Raw genomic sequence first — 15,620 nt, forward strand, 5'->3', positions numbered from 1 at the left:
AAAGGTAGATTTATTTCAATTTCCAGATCAATCCCATCATAATCCAACATTCTTAATATAATTTAAAACGAGGTCGAATTACGCTCCTTCTAAACACTGTAAATGCGCAGGTTGTTTAATAGCAAAAATGAGACCAAAGAAGCTATCTATTAAAAAATAATTATTGTTTTGCATAAAAATGTTTCAGTAAAGCTTACAAATAAAAAACGCAGTAATTTATCGTATTAGATTATCGGAGGGATAATTGTTTTTACCAGAATGTGGTTAAGTCTAAAATATATAAAAATTGACTACTATTCTTTAAAATAAAGTTAATAATCTCTTTTCTATTAACCTTATAAGTCATACTGTTATTATTATAACTTATAAGGCCATTACAAGGGATTTCCTTTCAATAGTTCTTAACCACATTACGAATTCATCTTCTTTAGAACCTTTTCAAAAGTATTAATATTTCTACTTGTAAATTGATCTCTAAGTGTCTTTTTACCCAAAATCTTTCCAAATGCTGAATCAAGCGTGTTTCCTATAGGGACCTGCCAGTAGAAAATATGATTAACTATTTCTGCGCTCTCATTGGTATTTTGCGTCGCGTCCTGAAATTCAGCCATTAAAACAGTTTCTATTCCAGTATCTCCGACAAATGCATAGATATGAAAATCCGTAGTCTTTTCAAAAGGAACACTTTCCCAATATAATACCGTATCACGCTCCGACTTTATAAATAAAACAGCATCGTAAGAAAAATAAGCTGACATGGACTTTTCCAAAATTAACTTTAATTCGATCTCGTTTTTATGTGATGAAAAAACAATATTACCAGATGCGATTATGGACCTAACATCCTGCATTCCTGCATCCCTAAAAACCTGACATACATCAGTCATCTTCATGTTGGTTCCTTTGACATTTACACCCCTCAGAAAAGCACAGTACTTCATAATTCTTAAAAAATTAAATTAAAATACATACGATACATCATTATACGTTTATTTACAAATAGGACTCATTCATCAACTTGCAATTTCTTCAATATTAATTTCTCAGTTGGTAAATCGTCTTCAATCCCAATAAAATAACTTTCAAATCCAAATTTTTCAAGTAATTTTTTAGAAGCCATATTTTCTGGATCAATAATTCCAATAACCGCTAAATCAGGATATAAATTATGCGCTACATCTAGTAATTTTCGACAGATTAAAGATCCTATTCCATTTCTCCAAAAATTCTTTTTTATAATATAACCTATTTCAAGAATGCTCTCATCATGCTTATATCGCTCCAACTTGCAATCTCCCACAAATTCATTTTCTTCAGTAAGAACCTTAAAATATCCTAATTCACGTTCCTTACTATTGATTTCAAGAATACGATCGAACTTTGCTCTAGCCTGATTTTCATTCAATCCATTTCCAGAAATATATTTCATTAAATCATCTTCACAAACAAGTGTTTTGAAAGAGTTAAAATCTTCCGGTCCATACTTCTGTAAGTTTATTTTCATTATCTTCTATGATAAAGTGATTTATAAAACAATATTACGTCTAAAAGCACAACCCAGCTCGATAATAGTCTCCGTTTTGGCAATACCTGCAATACTGTCTATTTTCTCATACAATAATTGTCTCATATGCTCATGATCTTTAGCGATGATCTTTAAATATAGCGTATAATTTCCAGTAATATAGTAACATTCTGTTACCTCAGGAATTTTATGAAGCTCCTCAATTATTCTTTTTGAATCATGATCTTTTTCAAGAGATATTCCAGTAAAAGCTCCCCAATCGTAACCCAATTTTTTTTCGTCCAAAACAGGCTTAATTCCCGTAAGAATACCTTGATCCATAAGGCGTGTAATACGCTGATGGACCATTGTATTGGAAACTCCTAGCTCTGTAGCTATAGCAGAATACGCCATGCGTCCGTCTGCTTCGAGCTGTTTCAAAATCTGTATATCAAAATCATCCAAATGATTCATGGTTATTTTTAATTATTAAGTTTAGAGTTAAATTAAATTTAATAAGCTACTAATTGAGTGAATTTAAATCCATATTAGGCTATTAAAATTAAATATCGTACATTTATTTCATAATTCCAATTACAAATAATATGGCAGACTTAACAAATTTAGCAAAAAGCAATGCATTCATTGCAAAGGAAAATAAATATGGTGCCCACAATTATCATCCCTTACCTGTGGTTTTAGCAAAAGGAAAAGGAGTATTTGTGTGGGATGTTGAAGAAAACCGATACTTTGATTTTCTTTCGGCATACTCAGCGGTAAACCAGGGACATTGTCATCCAAGGATTATTAAAGCCTTAACCCAACAAGCTGAAAAGCTTACCTTAACTTCAAGAGCATTTTATAGTGATAAATTAGGTGATTTTGAAGAGTATCTTTGTAATCTGTTTGGTTATGATAAAGCTTTAATTATGAATTCCGGTGTTGAAGCCGTAGAAACAGCCATGAAGTTATGCCGTAAATGGGCTTACTTAGTTAAAGGGCTTCCTGCAAATCAAGCCAAAATAGTCTTCGCTAGTGGTAACTTCCATGGTAGAACCATATCCGTAATTTCTGCTTCAAATGATGATTCGGCAAGAAAAGATTTTGGACCTTTCTTAGATGGGGTTACACAAGTGCCTTATAACGACGTTCAAGCATTTGAAGAATTACTAAAAAATGATACGAACATTGCTGGATTTATTGTTGAACCCATTCAGGGCGAAGCTGGAATTATCGTTCCAAGTGATGATTATCTATCTCGTATAAAAGCACTTTGCAAAGACTACAATGTATTATTTATAGTCGATGAAATTCAAACTGGTATTGCAAGAACAGGAAATATGCTAGCCTCTTTTGATATTAAAGATACCAATTCAAATACAAAGCCTGATGTTTTAATTTTAGGAAAAGCACTTTCTGGAGGTGTACTTCCGGTTTCTGCTGTGCTAGCAGACGATTCTATTATGCTGACTATAAAAGCTGGAGAACATGGTTCAACATATGGTGGGAATCCCCTAGCCTGTGCAGTATCCATGGAAGCTCTTCAAGTGATCATAGATGAGGATTTAGCATTAAATGCTGAAAAAATGGGTAAAATATTCAGAGAAGGCCTTCAAGAAATGATGATAAGATGTCCCATAATTAAAGAAGTCAGAGGAAAAGGATTATTAAATGCAATTGTAATAGATAGCAAAGAAGAAGATAATACTGCTTGGGAAATTTGTCTAAAATTTAAGGAAAATGGATTATTAGCCAAACCTACTCACGGTAATAAAATTAGATTAGCTCCCCCATTAGTAATAACAGAAGATCAAATTACGGAAAGTCTATCAATTATAGAAAAATCACTTCATCAATTTGCACAAAAAATATGAATAGATCGATTAAATTAATTAAAAATAGATCGGATATTGGAGCAGGTACCCGCGGTTCCGACCTAGGGATTGACGCTATCGAAATTGCTGCAATTAATAAAGGAAGTCAATACTTCAATAACTATAATTTTATAGATATACAAACGCGCAATAACACAGTTTATGATCCGCTTGTTAATCCATTTGGTAAGAGAATAAAGCAGGTCTTACAGCAGTGCAAATTATTGGCAATAGCTGTTGAAGATAGTTTACTAGAAGAACAGTTTCCCCTGGTTTTTTCAGGAGACCATTCATCTGCAATTGGTACCATTAGTGGTATAAAGTCTGCATATCCAGAAAAAACATTAGGAGTAATATGGATAGATGCCCATGCTGATTTACATTCACCCTATACCACACCTTCTGGTAATTTACATGGAATGCCTTTAGCGGCGGTATTAGGTACGGACAATTTAGAAAATCAAATTAATAATGTTGATGCAGAAACCAAACAATATTGGAATAAATTAAAAACAATAGGAACTTCCCAAGCTAAAATAATAGCAGAACACCTGATCTACTTTGGTGTTCGCGATACCGAATTACCAGAAGAAAATCTAATTGCGGAACTGAATATAAAAAAATATCAAGTAGAGCAATTACGTGATATGGGAATAAAATCCTGTGTTCAGAGCACCCTTCAGCAATTGGAAGGATGTGACCATATTTATGTTTCATTTGACGTTGACAGTATGGACAGCGAGCTAATTTCTAACGGTACTGGTACACCAGTACCCAAAGGATTTAATCAAACGGAAATAACATCATTGCTTCAAGAAATTATTGCATCTAATAAAGTGGTTTGCTTAGAATTTGTAGAGGTAAATCCCCTTTTAGACAGTCAAGGGAATAGAATGGCAGAGGTTGCGTTCGAAATTTTAGACCAAGTGACAGGATCTATTGAAACTTTAAAATCAGTATCATAATTTCGATATGATTTCTTGGAATTGAACAATTGAAAATAAGAATTATTAGTTTCTAATTTCAATTGTTCAATTATTGTTATGCAGAGAATTCGCAACCATTTAACCCAATATACAATGATTCAGCATGTAACATTCTAATTAAAAATTTGTAACATTGTTACTATAAGTATTTAAGAACAAAATAAAATGGTAAGATAAATTCTGATCTACTATTTGTTATATACCTTAAATATATTGGCTAAAAAAATGTTATGATCGGCAAATTTTTCAGAAAATTCTATTTAGACATAGTCATCTGGACCATTTTATTGTTACTTCCCTTTATCACCTATCTCTATCAACCAGATAAGATTTCGGAGTTTAAGCCCTACTCTGCTCTATCTCATCTAGCCAATATAATATTTTTGGCAACAAATTTTTATTTACACTGCTATTATGTCGCACCAAAATACTTCTTTACACGCAGAAAGTTTCTGGTGCTTTTAATTGCTTGTGCTTTTTTATCCTATGTCGCGCTAAACTATGCTATTGTATACTTTAATCCTAATGGAGAATTGGCACATTTCACAAAAGAAAATATACTTTTCGTACGACTAGTGATCGGTCCTGGAATTATATATTCACTTTGTTTAATTACGTCATCCATGATTTTTCTATATGGGGAACAGGCCAGGCAAAAAGAATTAAATAAGCAGATTGCTTTGGAGAAAACAAAAGCAGAATTAACAATTCTAAAACTTCAGATCAGTCCACATTTCCTATTCAACACCCTTAACAACATCCGCTGGTTGATCCGTAAACAATCACCAGATTCTGAAGACACGATCGTCAAATTATCCGAAATATTGCGGTACATTCTCTATGAAGTTGATGGTGCAAAAGTAGAGCTCTTTAAGGAAATCGAGCATATGCAGAATTTTATTGCCTTACAAACACTCCGTCTTCCGATAGCTGGAAATGTGGATCTCGAAATTGAATCTAATCTAAAAAATAGATTGATACCACCTTTACTATTTATTCATTTTGTAGAGAATGCATTCAAATATGGTGTAGACAGTAAAAACAGTCCAGAAATCAAGTTTCAATTCGCACAGATTCCAGGCGGTATAATTTTTAAGTCCAGCAATAAAATACTACAGCATACAGAACTTCGAACAAGTGAAGGAATCGGATTAACCAATGTTCAGCGTCGCTTGCAACTGTTATATCCAAATCGTCATGATCTTTCCATTACAAAAACGGATGACGGTTATTTCCAGGTACTACTCAAATTGATGACCGATGAAAATTAAATGCTTACTTATAGACGACGAACCATTTGCTTTAAACATCTTAGAAGACGATTTATTAAGCTTTGACAAGGTTGAAATACTGCACAAGTTTAACTCGCCAATCGATGTCGTCGATTACTTGAGAGATCATGAAGTCGATCTGATTTTCTTGGATATACAAATGCCGGAAAAATTAGGAACACAATTTATCCGCGAACTTACTAATCCACCTTTATTTATATTCACTACAGCATATCATCAATATGCTGTGGAGGGTTTTGAATTGAATGCAGTGGATTATCTATTGAAACCAATTGCAAAAGAAAGATTGACTAGCGCTATTCGAAAGGTTGAAGACATTATGCTTTTACGAGCAAATCAAAATAATATAGTAGATCACATCGTCGTCAATGTTGAGTATAAAAAGATTAAAATATTTATCAATGAAATAAGTTACATAGAAGGATTAAAAGATTATGTTAAAATCTATATGGTAAATCGGAATGCTCCACTTCTTACCCGTAGTAACCTAAGAGGTATGGAAAAAATTCTGCCAGTAAAAGATTTTTTAAGAATCCATAATTCATATATAGTAAACAAAAATAGAATTCAGCACGTCGCTCTAACGAAATTAACACTTCCTGAGATTGCACTGCCAGTAGGCAAAAAATATGTTGGAAATATCGAAATTTTCTAAATTAAATTCTCTTGTCGATACTAACATTTGTTTCAATAACTTCATTCGTCTACACATTTACGCTGTCTGTCTACAGATCATTGTGTAGATTAAAAATCCTTATCAAATTTGTCATATATCAGACCTCTATTAAAAAGGGATAAACAAATCGATAAAAAAAGAATAATGAAAAGATATATATCAACGCTTATTGTAGCAACTGCAATATCAACTGTGCATGCTCAAAATACCGCTGAAAATTCACCTACAAACGTAAATAAGTCTGAAGGTACAATCTTTGGTCAAATTATAGACAGTCAAGGAAAACCTATTTCAAAGGCTTCGATTAATCTCTTTCAGGTTATCAAAGATCAAAAAAACAATCAGGAAGGAGAAATATTAATAAGAAGTACAAGTTCGCTGGAAAATGGAAATTTTAACTTTTCAGCTATTTCTAATACCAATAATTGGAAATTAAAAATCAGCTCAATAGGTTACGCAACGCTCGAGCTAAATGTTGATCATAGTGATGATAAAAAAGTCTTAAACAAAAATATAGGAACTATTGTACTTAAAAATGACAATCAACAACTTGCAGAAGTAACTGTCACAGGTCGAAAGGCTTTATTGGAAATGGATATTGATAAAAAAGTATTCAATGTGGAAAAAAACATCGTAGCAACTGGCGGTACTGCTATCGATGTACTTCGTAATATGCCATCTGTACAAGTAGATATCGATGGAAATGTCAAGCTCAGAAATGCTGCACCAACCATTTTTGTAGATGGAAAGCCTACAACACTTTCACCAGATCAGATCCCCGCAGATGTCATCGAAAAAATAGAGATCATCACAAACCCTTCTGCAAAGTACGATGCCTCAGGAAGCATGGCTGGAATTTTAAATATAATCCTTAAAAAAAATAAGAAAACAGGATATAATGGTATGGTTACCCTAGGTGGAGATCGATTTGGCGGAACTAATTTTATGGGAAGCCTCAATGCACGTCAAAACAAATTAAACCTGTCATTTACAGGAATGAATATGCGAATGCGTACGAATACTGAAGGAGATAGTCATAGAACGAGTAATATAAATAACATAAATTCAACTGTAGATCAAGATATTGAAGGAAAAACAAAAGGTATGATCACTTTTGGAAGACTTGGTTTAGATTATGATTTCAGTCCACGAACTTCATTATCAATTGCCGGAGTTTTGGTTGAAGGGAAATTTCGTCCAAATGAAGAAACCCTAATATCAACACAATCTGAAGGAAAAACCTCATTAAGCAATCGAATTTCGGAATCCGAACGAAGCTTTAAACCAAGAGGTCTACAGGCCGGAATAGTACAGAAATTTAAAACAGAAGGTGAGGAATTAACTGTTGACTTTAATTATTTCGGAGGTAATAATAATTCAAACGGTCTTTACACCACAAATTATCTCAATGATATAAACCAGATAACAGGCACAAAAAAACAACAGAACATCGGTTCTGGAAATAATAAATTTATTACTATCCAAACGGACTATGTTAAACCTTTCAAAAATGGAATGAAATTGGAGACCGGTCTTCGTGCCCAAATTAATAAATTAAAAAATCTCAACGATAATTCAATACAAGATATTGGTGAAGAAGACTTTAAAAATATTTCTTCAGCATCTGCTAATTACGATAGTAAAAATAGCGTTTATGCCGCTTACGTTTCACTCGGAGGAAATTTTAAAGATTGGGTATCCTATAAAGTAGGTCTACGTGCTGAAAACTCAACTTATAATGGAGAACTTTTAAATACTAATGAAAAATTTAAGAACAATTATCCATTAAGCCTATTTCCATCTGTGTTTTTAAGTAAAAAACTGACCGAAAAAGATCAAATCCAGATGAGTGTCACGCGTCGCGTGAATCGTCCTAATTTTTTTCAAACGATACCTGTTATCGATTATACAGACAGCTTAAATATTACGAAAGGTAATGCCGATCTTGTTCCTGAATTCACGACTTCTGGCGAGCTTTCGTATAGTAGAACACATGGAAAAGGCACTTTTTTAGCTTCAGTTTATTATAAATCTACCAATAATTTGATTACCAGATTTTTGACTCAGGAATTAAATCCAGTAACAGGCAAAATGGATTTTATAAATACCTATATTAATGCCAATTCTAGTAAAAACTATGGTGCAGAATTTACATATACCAATAATCTTAAAAAATGGTGGGATTTAACCGCAGACCTTAATTTCTATAATTCAAAAATAGAAGTTGACGACAGTACCCCGTCTGAAGCAATGTGGACAGTATTTGGAAAATTGAACAACACCTTTAATGTTAAAAACAATTGGAATCTTCAAGTCGCATTTGAATATCAAGGCAAAACAAATATGCCTGTCACACAAGGTCAGTCATTTGGTCCTCCAATGAATCAAGCACAAAGCTCATCCCAAGGATTCATCAAACCTTTTTATGGTGTCGATCTAGCTCTCAAAAAGAGTTTCTTAAAAAATCAAGCTGCCTCAGTAACTTTAGCTGTGAATGATATTTTCAGAAGCCGAGGTAATACAATTGTATCTTCAGGAGAAGGGTTTACACAATCTTATTATCGACTTTCAAATCCTCAACTAATCAAATTGAACTTATCTTATCGCTTTGGAAAAATGGATATGAATATGTTTAAGAAAAACAAAAATCAAAATTCGATGGAAGGAATGCAAATGCAGTAATCTACCCGTACAATAACAAATAGAGGGGTGTATATAGATCTTAATCTATATACACCCCTTTATTTTAATCTAATTGATTTAACTTACAAAAATGAAGAAGTTGATTAAGATACTAACATTAAAATAGGGACCTTGGCATTAACTGCCAATTTTTTTGAGGCACTTTTTTGAAAAAACGAAGCGATAAATCCAAGTTTACGGGGTACCGTGATCAATACATGAATATTATGTTCTTGAACATATACATTTAGTTTCTCAACAAAATCTTCACCTTCCAAATAAGAGTAAGTCGGTTCAAGACTATCTAAACTTGCATGCAAAAAAGATTGTTCCTCAATTAAATCAGCTGCCTTATGCTTCCCTTGAACACTTACATTTACAACATACCATCTTAAAGATAACAATTCTTGTAAATGAAATATTGTTTTCACGGGCAATCGTTCATCTAAATGCATTAGATCCACTGCAAGGATCACATTTTTAAAGATATGTACTTTATCCATATCTGGCACCAATAAAAGGTTATACAGATGTGCCTGTATCAGCTCATTGGTAATAGTACCAATACTATTTTTACCATTATCATCATTTCCTCTCATGCCAGCAATAACTAGGTCAACATGCCCCTCTTCGGAAATTCGCTCCATGCCATCTAAAACAGTAAAACTATCATGTCTTGTATGGACGTTTGTAGCTGGTGAAACATTTAATAATTCCTGTTTCAAAAGAAGCATTTTTGAGTCTACTGCCGCAATATCTGTTTCATCTACAAGAATTGGTGGCGGTATAAACTCGCCAACATAGTAAAATCCTCCATTTAGATACCCTAAGGAGTGGTATATGATGACTTTTTTTATAGCTGTTTGCTTAGCAAGGGTCAAGAGTTGATCGAAAGCATGTCTAGCAGGAACAGAAAAATCGGTTAAAAAAACAATTGTTTCCATGATCGTGATTTCTTGTAATGTATACTCGATTACTAAACAACCGAATCTTATTTTTAGTTTAAAAATTAAGAAAATAATACACATTAATCTAAATGCATAAATAAATATTCCGAATAAACTAGAAATGTCTTATGACCGATTACGCAAGTTGTTTCATATTTATAATTAGTTTTTCGCACCGAAATTTGTTAATTTTAATTTTTTCGGTTTTCAATTATTGGTCTGTTCCCATAGTTTATAGTAAAATACGTTGAAAACCTGGCAATTGTCTTTAATAATTATATAAAACTTATGTACATATATAATATCCACTGGATCCTTAAATTTATTTTTAATTTGGCTATAATCATCCTGATCAGTAGATTCTTCTATGCTCCTTTTGATGATAAGTTAGCTGATACAAACCTTGTTTACATATTACCATTTATTGGATTAATCAGTAGCTATTTATATCTCTCAGCTTGGTTTGGTTGGAAAAAGAGCTTTTACATCATACTTTATTTAGTAGCATACCTGATCTTCATGGGATATTTTTTGCTAAATCATCTATTGCCAAAATGGGTTGATAATACAATAATAATCTTAACTGTATCTGTAATCGGTTATTTTTGCTATCGCATTATTAATCGTATTATTAAAACAATGATTTATCGCTGTAAAGGAATTAAGAGCCGTATTAATACATACGTAATTCGAAATAAAAGAAATAAGTGATCTTTTCAGGGAGCTCGAGAATGACGTTAAAAACATAAGAACTTATACATAGATATGAAATCTAATATCGATAAACTGAAGTTTCCAATTGGTAAATTTATTGCGCCAAATACAATAGATAATGGAACGATAACAAAATGGATTGGAATTATACAATCTTTCCCAGAACTTCTAAAAAAAGAAGTTCAAGAATTATCGGAAGAAGCATTACAAAAAACCTATAGACCTAATGGTTGGTCAATAAGGCAAATAATACATCATTGTGCTGACAGCCACATGAATAGTTTAATCAGATTTAAACTAGCTTTGACAGAAGATATACCCGTTATAAAACCATATGCTGAAGATCTTTGGGCAGAACTTATTGACTCAAAAGAACTTGCTATTAATTCTTCTATAAATATGCTAGAAGCTCTACATTACCGCTGGGTAGTTTTACTACAAAATATGACACCTTCGGATATGGCCAGACAATTTAGACATCCTGACTCGAACGAACTCATTAATATTAAAACAAATATTGGACTGTACGCTTGGCATTGTGAGCATCATCTTGCACATATTAAAATTGCAAAAATGAATAAGGAATAGTCAATTTAAAATATTATGAAGGTAAAAAGTTTTTTATAAAAATAAGCTAGCATTTTTTTGTAAAATTGCATTAAATTAAAAAGGTAAATTGAGATATTTTTTCCATATCGCCTATCAGGGTCAGAATTATAATGGTTGGCAAAGACAACCTGATGTAGAAAGCGTACAAGAAGTTTTGGAAAATACACTCCATAAAGTATTAAAAGTACCAACCACCATATTTGGTTGTGGCCGTACAGATGCTCAAGTCCACGCTAGTCAGTACTTTTTTCATGCGGATATTGAGAAAGAATATGATTTCGACTTATTATTTCGACTCAATAAGGCTCTTCCTGATAACATCGCCATTTACGATATAATAAAAATGGAAGGTAAGCCGCATGCTCGTTTTGATGCAGTGCATAGAGAATATGATTACTTTATTCACACGTACAAAGATCCTTTCTTAAGCAATCAAAGCTCATTATACTTATATCCCAAATTAAATTTAGACAAAATGAGTGAAGCTGCAAAATTGCTCTTAAAATATAAGGATTTTCGTCCCTTTTGCACACATCCTGATAAAAATGAACATACAATCTGCCATGTAACAGCTGCAGGAATATTTGTCAATACAAAAGGTGATAGAATTCGGTTTAATATTTCCAGTAATAGATTTTTAGGTAAGATGATCAGAATTCTAACCGGTAAACTTTTAAAAATAGGTAATGGGGAACTAAGTATTGATGAATTTGAAAATCATTTAATTACATTAGAACTTCCCAAAATATTGAGACCGGCCCATCCAATAGGTTTGTATCTATCCAAAGTTAACTATCCATACCTAAATCTTCCACCACGCACTGATTTTTTAACACCTTCCCAAAGTTGCGACTGGATTTCTATTTAGATACCCAGTATTAAAAAAAATAAAGTATGCAATCCTATCTAGATACTTTTCATAACAAATAATGTTAACCTTCTGATATTAGTGTTATTACTTTATCAATCGGTCGACCGATAACGGCCTTACCATCTTTTACAACAATAGGACGCTCAATTAGAATAGGATACTCCAACATAACGGATATCCATTCTTCATCCGAAAGAACAAGATTTTTAAACTTTTCTTGAAAAATTGATTCATTACGTCGTATCAGCTCAAGAGGTTTTAATTGAAGTAAAGTGACCAGCTCAAGCAATTCATCTTTACTAGGAACATCTTGAAGATACTCCCGTATTGATAAATCTACATCTTTCGATTTCAATAAATCTAATACAGCACAGCTTTTACTACACAATTTGTTATGATATATCTTTATCATGATCCAAAATCTAGAGTATTATATCTTTTTTAATCACTTGAACTTCAGCACTAATTCGTACTTCATCACTAACCACAATATTACCAGCTTCTGTAACAGCATCCCATGTTAAACCAAATTCCTTACGACTAAGTTGCCCGCTTAAAGAAAAGCCTGCTTTTGTTTGGCCATAACTATCGACCACAATCCCGCCAAACAAAACTTGTAATGTAATAGCTTTGGTAATATTTCCTATTGTCAAATTTCCGGTTAGTTGCGCTTCATCCCCGATTCCTACATATTTAACACCAGTAAATTCTAAATAACGGTAGGCTTCAGCATTAAAAAAATCAGCTGACTTCAAATGTTCGTCTCTTTGTGTATCATTGGTATTGATAGAATTTATCTCCGCTTTAAATGCTATATTCTTAGCGGTATTAAAATCATTAGAAGTAGTTTCAAGATCAAGTGTGAACTTCCCAAAATAACCTGTTATCGTTGTAATCATTAAGTGTTTCACTTTAAAAGCGACTTCACTATGACTTGGGTCTATTGACCATTTGTATGTTGCCATAAACTGTTATTTTAATTAATTAGGTAGATATCTAATAATTGCAAAAATAAGGATTACTAAAAATCTAAAAATTGATTTAGATCATTTGTTTGATACGTTGAGTATGCTACTTTAGGCTAAATTAATTCCTATTCTCAACGCTTGCAATCCTTTAACACCCTGTAATTCTTCCAATTCCAATTCTTCTAGATCATCTAATAAAGATCCGCTCTTTTGTAGATATTGAATATATCCTAAATATTCCTTTTCCTCACGCTTTGTAAAATAGACAATAGCAATTTTACCCGGCTGAGTAAGGCGTTCGTTCGAACCTTTAATAGTCACTTTATCGATTCTCTTTTTTATAATCTGATAGCGAATATTATAAGCTCCCTCTACATCAAATCGGTGTTCATCTGTTCTAAAATTAATATCGATCAACGTAGCATTAACAAAAATAAGCTGCGTTGTTAGTAAACGTTTCTCCATTTGATCCAACAGACTATGTGTAATTTTTGCAATCGCCGCCATTGACGTCAATTGCCAAAGTCGGATATTTTTTAAGTATATCTCATTGAACTTTTTGTCTGGAGCGATAGATTGGCCTATGTAAATATCATATTCAATACCATCTGATCTAAATTTTTCAAAATAACAAGGGTAAGAATTTTGCAATTCCTTTTCAAATAACTCCAGATAACCACTTATTCCACTATTAATTAAACGTATCGATTTTTCTAAAACATTACGATTCTTATAAACAACCCCATTTAAAGGATGGATAGCATTTTCATATGCGGCAATAATCGGATGAGATTCTTTTAAATTCTCCTTAAAATAAGTGAGAACTTCAGCCACATTTTGATTAAAAAAGTCATTAAGCTGAATCTGCATACTATCCATTAATTCTTCATTAATTTCCTGTAACCATCTGCGGCAGTTAAAAATCATTTCATCAAGAATAACAATACTATTTAAGTGTTTCAATTGAATTAAGACATTCTCCAATAATTCTAATTGAACAATCATGTCCTGAAAAGCCGCCTTATTTCTTTCAATAGTTGAATTTCGAATATCGATGGCACCGTACAACGGATATATTTGTTCAAATTTAATATCACCAACAATAGGTTTAGGTTTATCTTGTTCTATTCTTTGTAAATATTCCCAAGCCTCTTGATTAAACTTCCACTGTACTGCAGATTGAAGAGATGTAAATTTTTCCTTTATAACCTCGTTTATTTTTGTCTGAAACTCAACAATTTCATCTTTTAGCAACTGTGCTAGTAAGGTACTTGCACTAAATATTCGAGCCAAAATCTGTTCATCAAGAACTGCATCTGTTTTTGTAAAGACTTCGATAACACCTACGATCTCTTTATTATGGGCTATGGGAATCAATGCATAGTTGACGATGCCCAGATCTTTCAGTCGTTCCCAAAGGAAGGACATAGTTCTATCTTCAATAGGAAAATCTTTACTAAAAACAAGAATTTGGGGTTGCTTAATAAATTCATCCAGCAACTCTTGAATACGTTGCTCACTTCCTTTATTAATTTTTAATAAATCCAATAAAGCTGACGTTTTCTTTTCTTTAAAATCAAATACGACTTTGTTATTCAACTTAAAAAAAGGTAAAAGAGAAAATTCAATAGCAGGATTTCCTGCTAATGTCCTTAACGCCATAATCACGTGTCCATAAGAATCTGCTTCATCAATTCCCCTTATAATGATATTTTTTATATTTTCAAGCGCCTGTTGCTCAGTAATATCAGTAACTGTTAAAATAGAAAAACCATCCATTTTGATTTTATTCAATGGAATCAAAGTTTTTATTATCTCAAAATTTAATGTTTTTGAAAACTCATCAATTACTTTTATCCGATCAAAAACAGGTAAATTTCCGATTACTTTTACATCTACAAAAGTATGATCGATATTGATCCGGTAATACTTTTGTAGTCCAGTCAATGCATCGATAAAGGAATGAATTATCTCAAAATGCTTAGCAGATTTTATCCCATATAACCTTTCTAATATAAATGAATACAACATCTGGATTTTCTCAGAAAACCCAACAGAATCATGTGCTAAAGCAAGTTGATTATCACATCTATACTGTTCAAGTAAAGCATAGAATCTATCTGTTCCAAAACATATTTTTTGTCCTAAAGGAAAGCCCAATGCCCAATAAGTGTCCTCATCATCTTGTAATACTGGATTTAAAGATGCATGAATTAATCTAAATTCGTTTTCAAATTGGTGAATATTGTGCTTCTCCAAAGGACCATATTTTGCAAATGCTTGATTAAAATCCTTTAATACACTAGCTAAAAAGTTCTTTTTAATTGATATTTCATTTTCACCTTTTCTTTTCAGATAATTCAAAAATGGGTCAAAAGAAAGGTGGGTTTCAATTTCAGGAAATTGATCTTCCTCCTCATTTATTATAGTAAATAATGCTGATTGCATATTAAAAAAATTAAATTACTAACACGACCCATTACATTTAAGATGGGAA

General features: G+C 32.4%; 14 protein-coding genes. 7 read left to right on the forward strand and 7 right to left on the reverse strand.

What is annotated here, in order from left to right; genetic code table 11:
- Nucleotides 1–410 precede the first annotated feature (410 nt).
- From JAZ75_RS20665 to JAZ75_RS20675, 3 genes are all read right to left on the reverse strand, one after another.
- A complete protein-coding gene (locus JAZ75_RS20665; protein ID WP_208698113.1) occupies nucleotides 411–941 on the reverse strand; it encodes a DUF1697 domain-containing protein in 531 nt (176 codons plus the stop codon).
- A gap of 65 nt (nucleotides 942–1,006) precedes the next feature.
- Complete coding sequence (locus JAZ75_RS20670; RefSeq protein ID WP_183912912.1) at nucleotides 1,007–1,504, reverse strand: GNAT family N-acetyltransferase; 498 nt, start codon at nucleotides 1,502–1,504, stop codon at nucleotides 1,007–1,009.
- A gap of 21 nt (nucleotides 1,505–1,525) precedes the next feature.
- Nucleotides 1,526–1,978, reverse strand: a complete 453-nt coding sequence (locus JAZ75_RS20675) for an Lrp/AsnC family transcriptional regulator (protein WP_132768379.1) — start codon at nucleotides 1,976–1,978, stop codon at nucleotides 1,526–1,528.
- A gap of 131 nt (nucleotides 1,979–2,109) precedes the next feature.
- Between JAZ75_RS20675 and rocD the strand changes: the two genes are divergently transcribed.
- From rocD to JAZ75_RS20700, 5 genes are all read left to right on the forward strand, one after another.
- Nucleotides 2,110–3,378, forward strand: a complete 1,269-nt coding sequence (rocD, locus tag JAZ75_RS20680; protein WP_132768381.1) for an ornithine--oxo-acid transaminase — start codon at nucleotides 2,110–2,112, stop codon at nucleotides 3,376–3,378.
- Nucleotides 3,375–4,343, forward strand: a complete 969-nt coding sequence (locus JAZ75_RS20685) for an arginase (protein ID WP_208698115.1) — start codon at nucleotides 3,375–3,377, stop codon at nucleotides 4,341–4,343. Before rocD ends, JAZ75_RS20685 begins: the two co-directional genes overlap by 4 nt.
- 251 nt (nucleotides 4,344–4,594) lie before the next feature.
- Nucleotides 4,595–5,635: a sensor histidine kinase gene (locus JAZ75_RS20690; protein WP_132768384.1), complete on the forward strand. Its 1,041-nt coding sequence runs from the start codon at nucleotides 4,595–4,597 to the stop codon at nucleotides 5,633–5,635.
- A complete protein-coding gene (locus tag JAZ75_RS20695) occupies nucleotides 5,625–6,311 on the forward strand; it encodes a LytR/AlgR family response regulator transcription factor (RefSeq protein WP_021188335.1) in 687 nt (228 codons plus the stop codon). Before JAZ75_RS20690 ends, JAZ75_RS20695 begins: the two co-directional genes overlap by 11 nt.
- Before the next feature lie 165 nt (nucleotides 6,312–6,476).
- Nucleotides 6,477–9,014 (forward strand): outer membrane beta-barrel family protein, encoded by a 2,538-nt coding sequence (locus tag JAZ75_RS20700; protein ID WP_208698117.1) that lies wholly within the window; start codon nucleotides 6,477–6,479, stop codon nucleotides 9,012–9,014.
- A gap of 104 nt (nucleotides 9,015–9,118) precedes the next feature.
- Here the strand turns inward: JAZ75_RS20700 and JAZ75_RS20705 are convergent, their stop codons facing one another.
- Nucleotides 9,119–9,958 (reverse strand): universal stress protein, encoded by an 840-nt coding sequence (locus JAZ75_RS20705; RefSeq protein WP_208698119.1) that lies wholly within the window; start codon nucleotides 9,956–9,958, stop codon nucleotides 9,119–9,121.
- Between the two features lie 768 nt (nucleotides 9,959–10,726).
- On the opposite strand from JAZ75_RS20705, the gene JAZ75_RS20710 reads away from it, so the two are divergent.
- Together JAZ75_RS20710 and truA are read left to right on the forward strand one after the other, a co-directional pair.
- Nucleotides 10,727–11,263, forward strand: a complete 537-nt coding sequence (locus JAZ75_RS20710; RefSeq protein ID WP_208698121.1) for a YfiT family bacillithiol transferase — start codon at nucleotides 10,727–10,729, stop codon at nucleotides 11,261–11,263.
- 88 nt (nucleotides 11,264–11,351) lie between these two features.
- Nucleotides 11,352–12,152 (forward strand): tRNA pseudouridine(38-40) synthase TruA, encoded by an 801-nt coding sequence (gene truA / locus JAZ75_RS20715; RefSeq protein WP_208698123.1) that lies wholly within the window; start codon nucleotides 11,352–11,354, stop codon nucleotides 12,150–12,152.
- A gap of 64 nt (nucleotides 12,153–12,216) precedes the next feature.
- On the opposite strand, the gene JAZ75_RS20720 is transcribed toward truA, so the two are convergent.
- The 3 genes from JAZ75_RS20720 to JAZ75_RS20730 all read right to left on the reverse strand — a co-directional run bounded on the left by JAZ75_RS20720 (nucleotide 12,217) and on the right by JAZ75_RS20730 (nucleotide 15,571).
- On the reverse strand, nucleotides 12,217–12,567 hold the full coding sequence (locus JAZ75_RS20720) for an ArsC/Spx/MgsR family protein (protein ID WP_208698125.1): 351 nt from the start codon (nucleotides 12,565–12,567) through the stop codon (nucleotides 12,217–12,219).
- A gap of 10 nt (nucleotides 12,568–12,577) precedes the next feature.
- Nucleotides 12,578–13,120: a YceI family protein gene (locus JAZ75_RS20725; protein WP_183912899.1), complete on the reverse strand. Its 543-nt coding sequence runs from the start codon at nucleotides 13,118–13,120 to the stop codon at nucleotides 12,578–12,580.
- Between the two features lie 111 nt (nucleotides 13,121–13,231).
- The gene (locus JAZ75_RS20730) at nucleotides 13,232–15,571 is read right to left on the reverse strand and encodes a hypothetical protein (RefSeq protein ID WP_208698127.1); all 2,340 of its coding nucleotides are present in this window, start codon (nucleotides 15,569–15,571) and stop codon (nucleotides 13,232–13,234) included.
- Nucleotides 15,572–15,620: the final 49 nt, after the last annotated feature.

The sequence above is a fragment of the Sphingobacterium sp. UDSM-2020 genome (genome assembly GCF_016132525.1).
GTDB lineage: Bacteria > Bacteroidota > Bacteroidia > Sphingobacteriales > Sphingobacteriaceae > Sphingobacterium > Sphingobacterium anhuiense.

What these genes read in the sequence shown, in the direction of transcription:
- JAZ75_RS20690 (WP_132768384.1), top strand. Translation starts at nt 4,595, where the DNA reads ATGATCGGCAAATTTTTCAGAAAATTCTATTTAGACATAGTCATCTGG.
- JAZ75_RS20695 (WP_021188335.1), top strand. Translation starts at nt 5,625, where the DNA reads ATGAAAATTAAATGCTTACTTATAGACGACGAACCATTTGCTTTAAAC.
- JAZ75_RS20670 (WP_183912912.1), bottom strand. Translation starts at nt 1,504, where the DNA reads ATGAAAATAAACTTACAGAAGTATGGACCGGAAGATTTTAACTCTTTC.
- JAZ75_RS20710 (WP_208698121.1), top strand. Translation starts at nt 10,727, where the DNA reads ATGAAATCTAATATCGATAAACTGAAGTTTCCAATTGGTAAATTTATT.
- JAZ75_RS20725 (WP_183912899.1), bottom strand. Translation starts at nt 13,120, where the DNA reads ATGGCAACATACAAATGGTCAATAGACCCAAGTCATAGTGAAGTCGCT.
- JAZ75_RS20720 (WP_208698125.1), bottom strand. Translation starts at nt 12,567, where the DNA reads ATGATAAAGATATATCATAACAAATTGTGTAGTAAAAGCTGTGCTGTA.
- JAZ75_RS20730 (WP_208698127.1), bottom strand. Translation starts at nt 15,571, where the DNA reads ATGCAATCAGCATTATTTACTATAATAAATGAGGAGGAAGATCAATTT.
- JAZ75_RS20685 (WP_208698115.1), top strand. Translation starts at nt 3,375, where the DNA reads ATGAATAGATCGATTAAATTAATTAAAAATAGATCGGATATTGGAGCA.
- JAZ75_RS20700 (WP_208698117.1), top strand. Translation starts at nt 6,477, where the DNA reads ATGAAAAGATATATATCAACGCTTATTGTAGCAACTGCAATATCAACT.
- rocD (WP_132768381.1), top strand. Translation starts at nt 2,110, where the DNA reads ATGGCAGACTTAACAAATTTAGCAAAAAGCAATGCATTCATTGCAAAG.
- JAZ75_RS20665 (WP_208698113.1), bottom strand. Translation starts at nt 941, where the DNA reads ATGAAGTACTGTGCTTTTCTGAGGGGTGTAAATGTCAAAGGAACCAAC.
- JAZ75_RS20675 (WP_132768379.1), bottom strand. Translation starts at nt 1,978, where the DNA reads ATGAATCATTTGGATGATTTTGATATACAGATTTTGAAACAGCTCGAA.
- JAZ75_RS20705 (WP_208698119.1), bottom strand. Translation starts at nt 9,958, where the DNA reads ATGGAAACAATTGTTTTTTTAACCGATTTTTCTGTTCCTGCTAGACAT.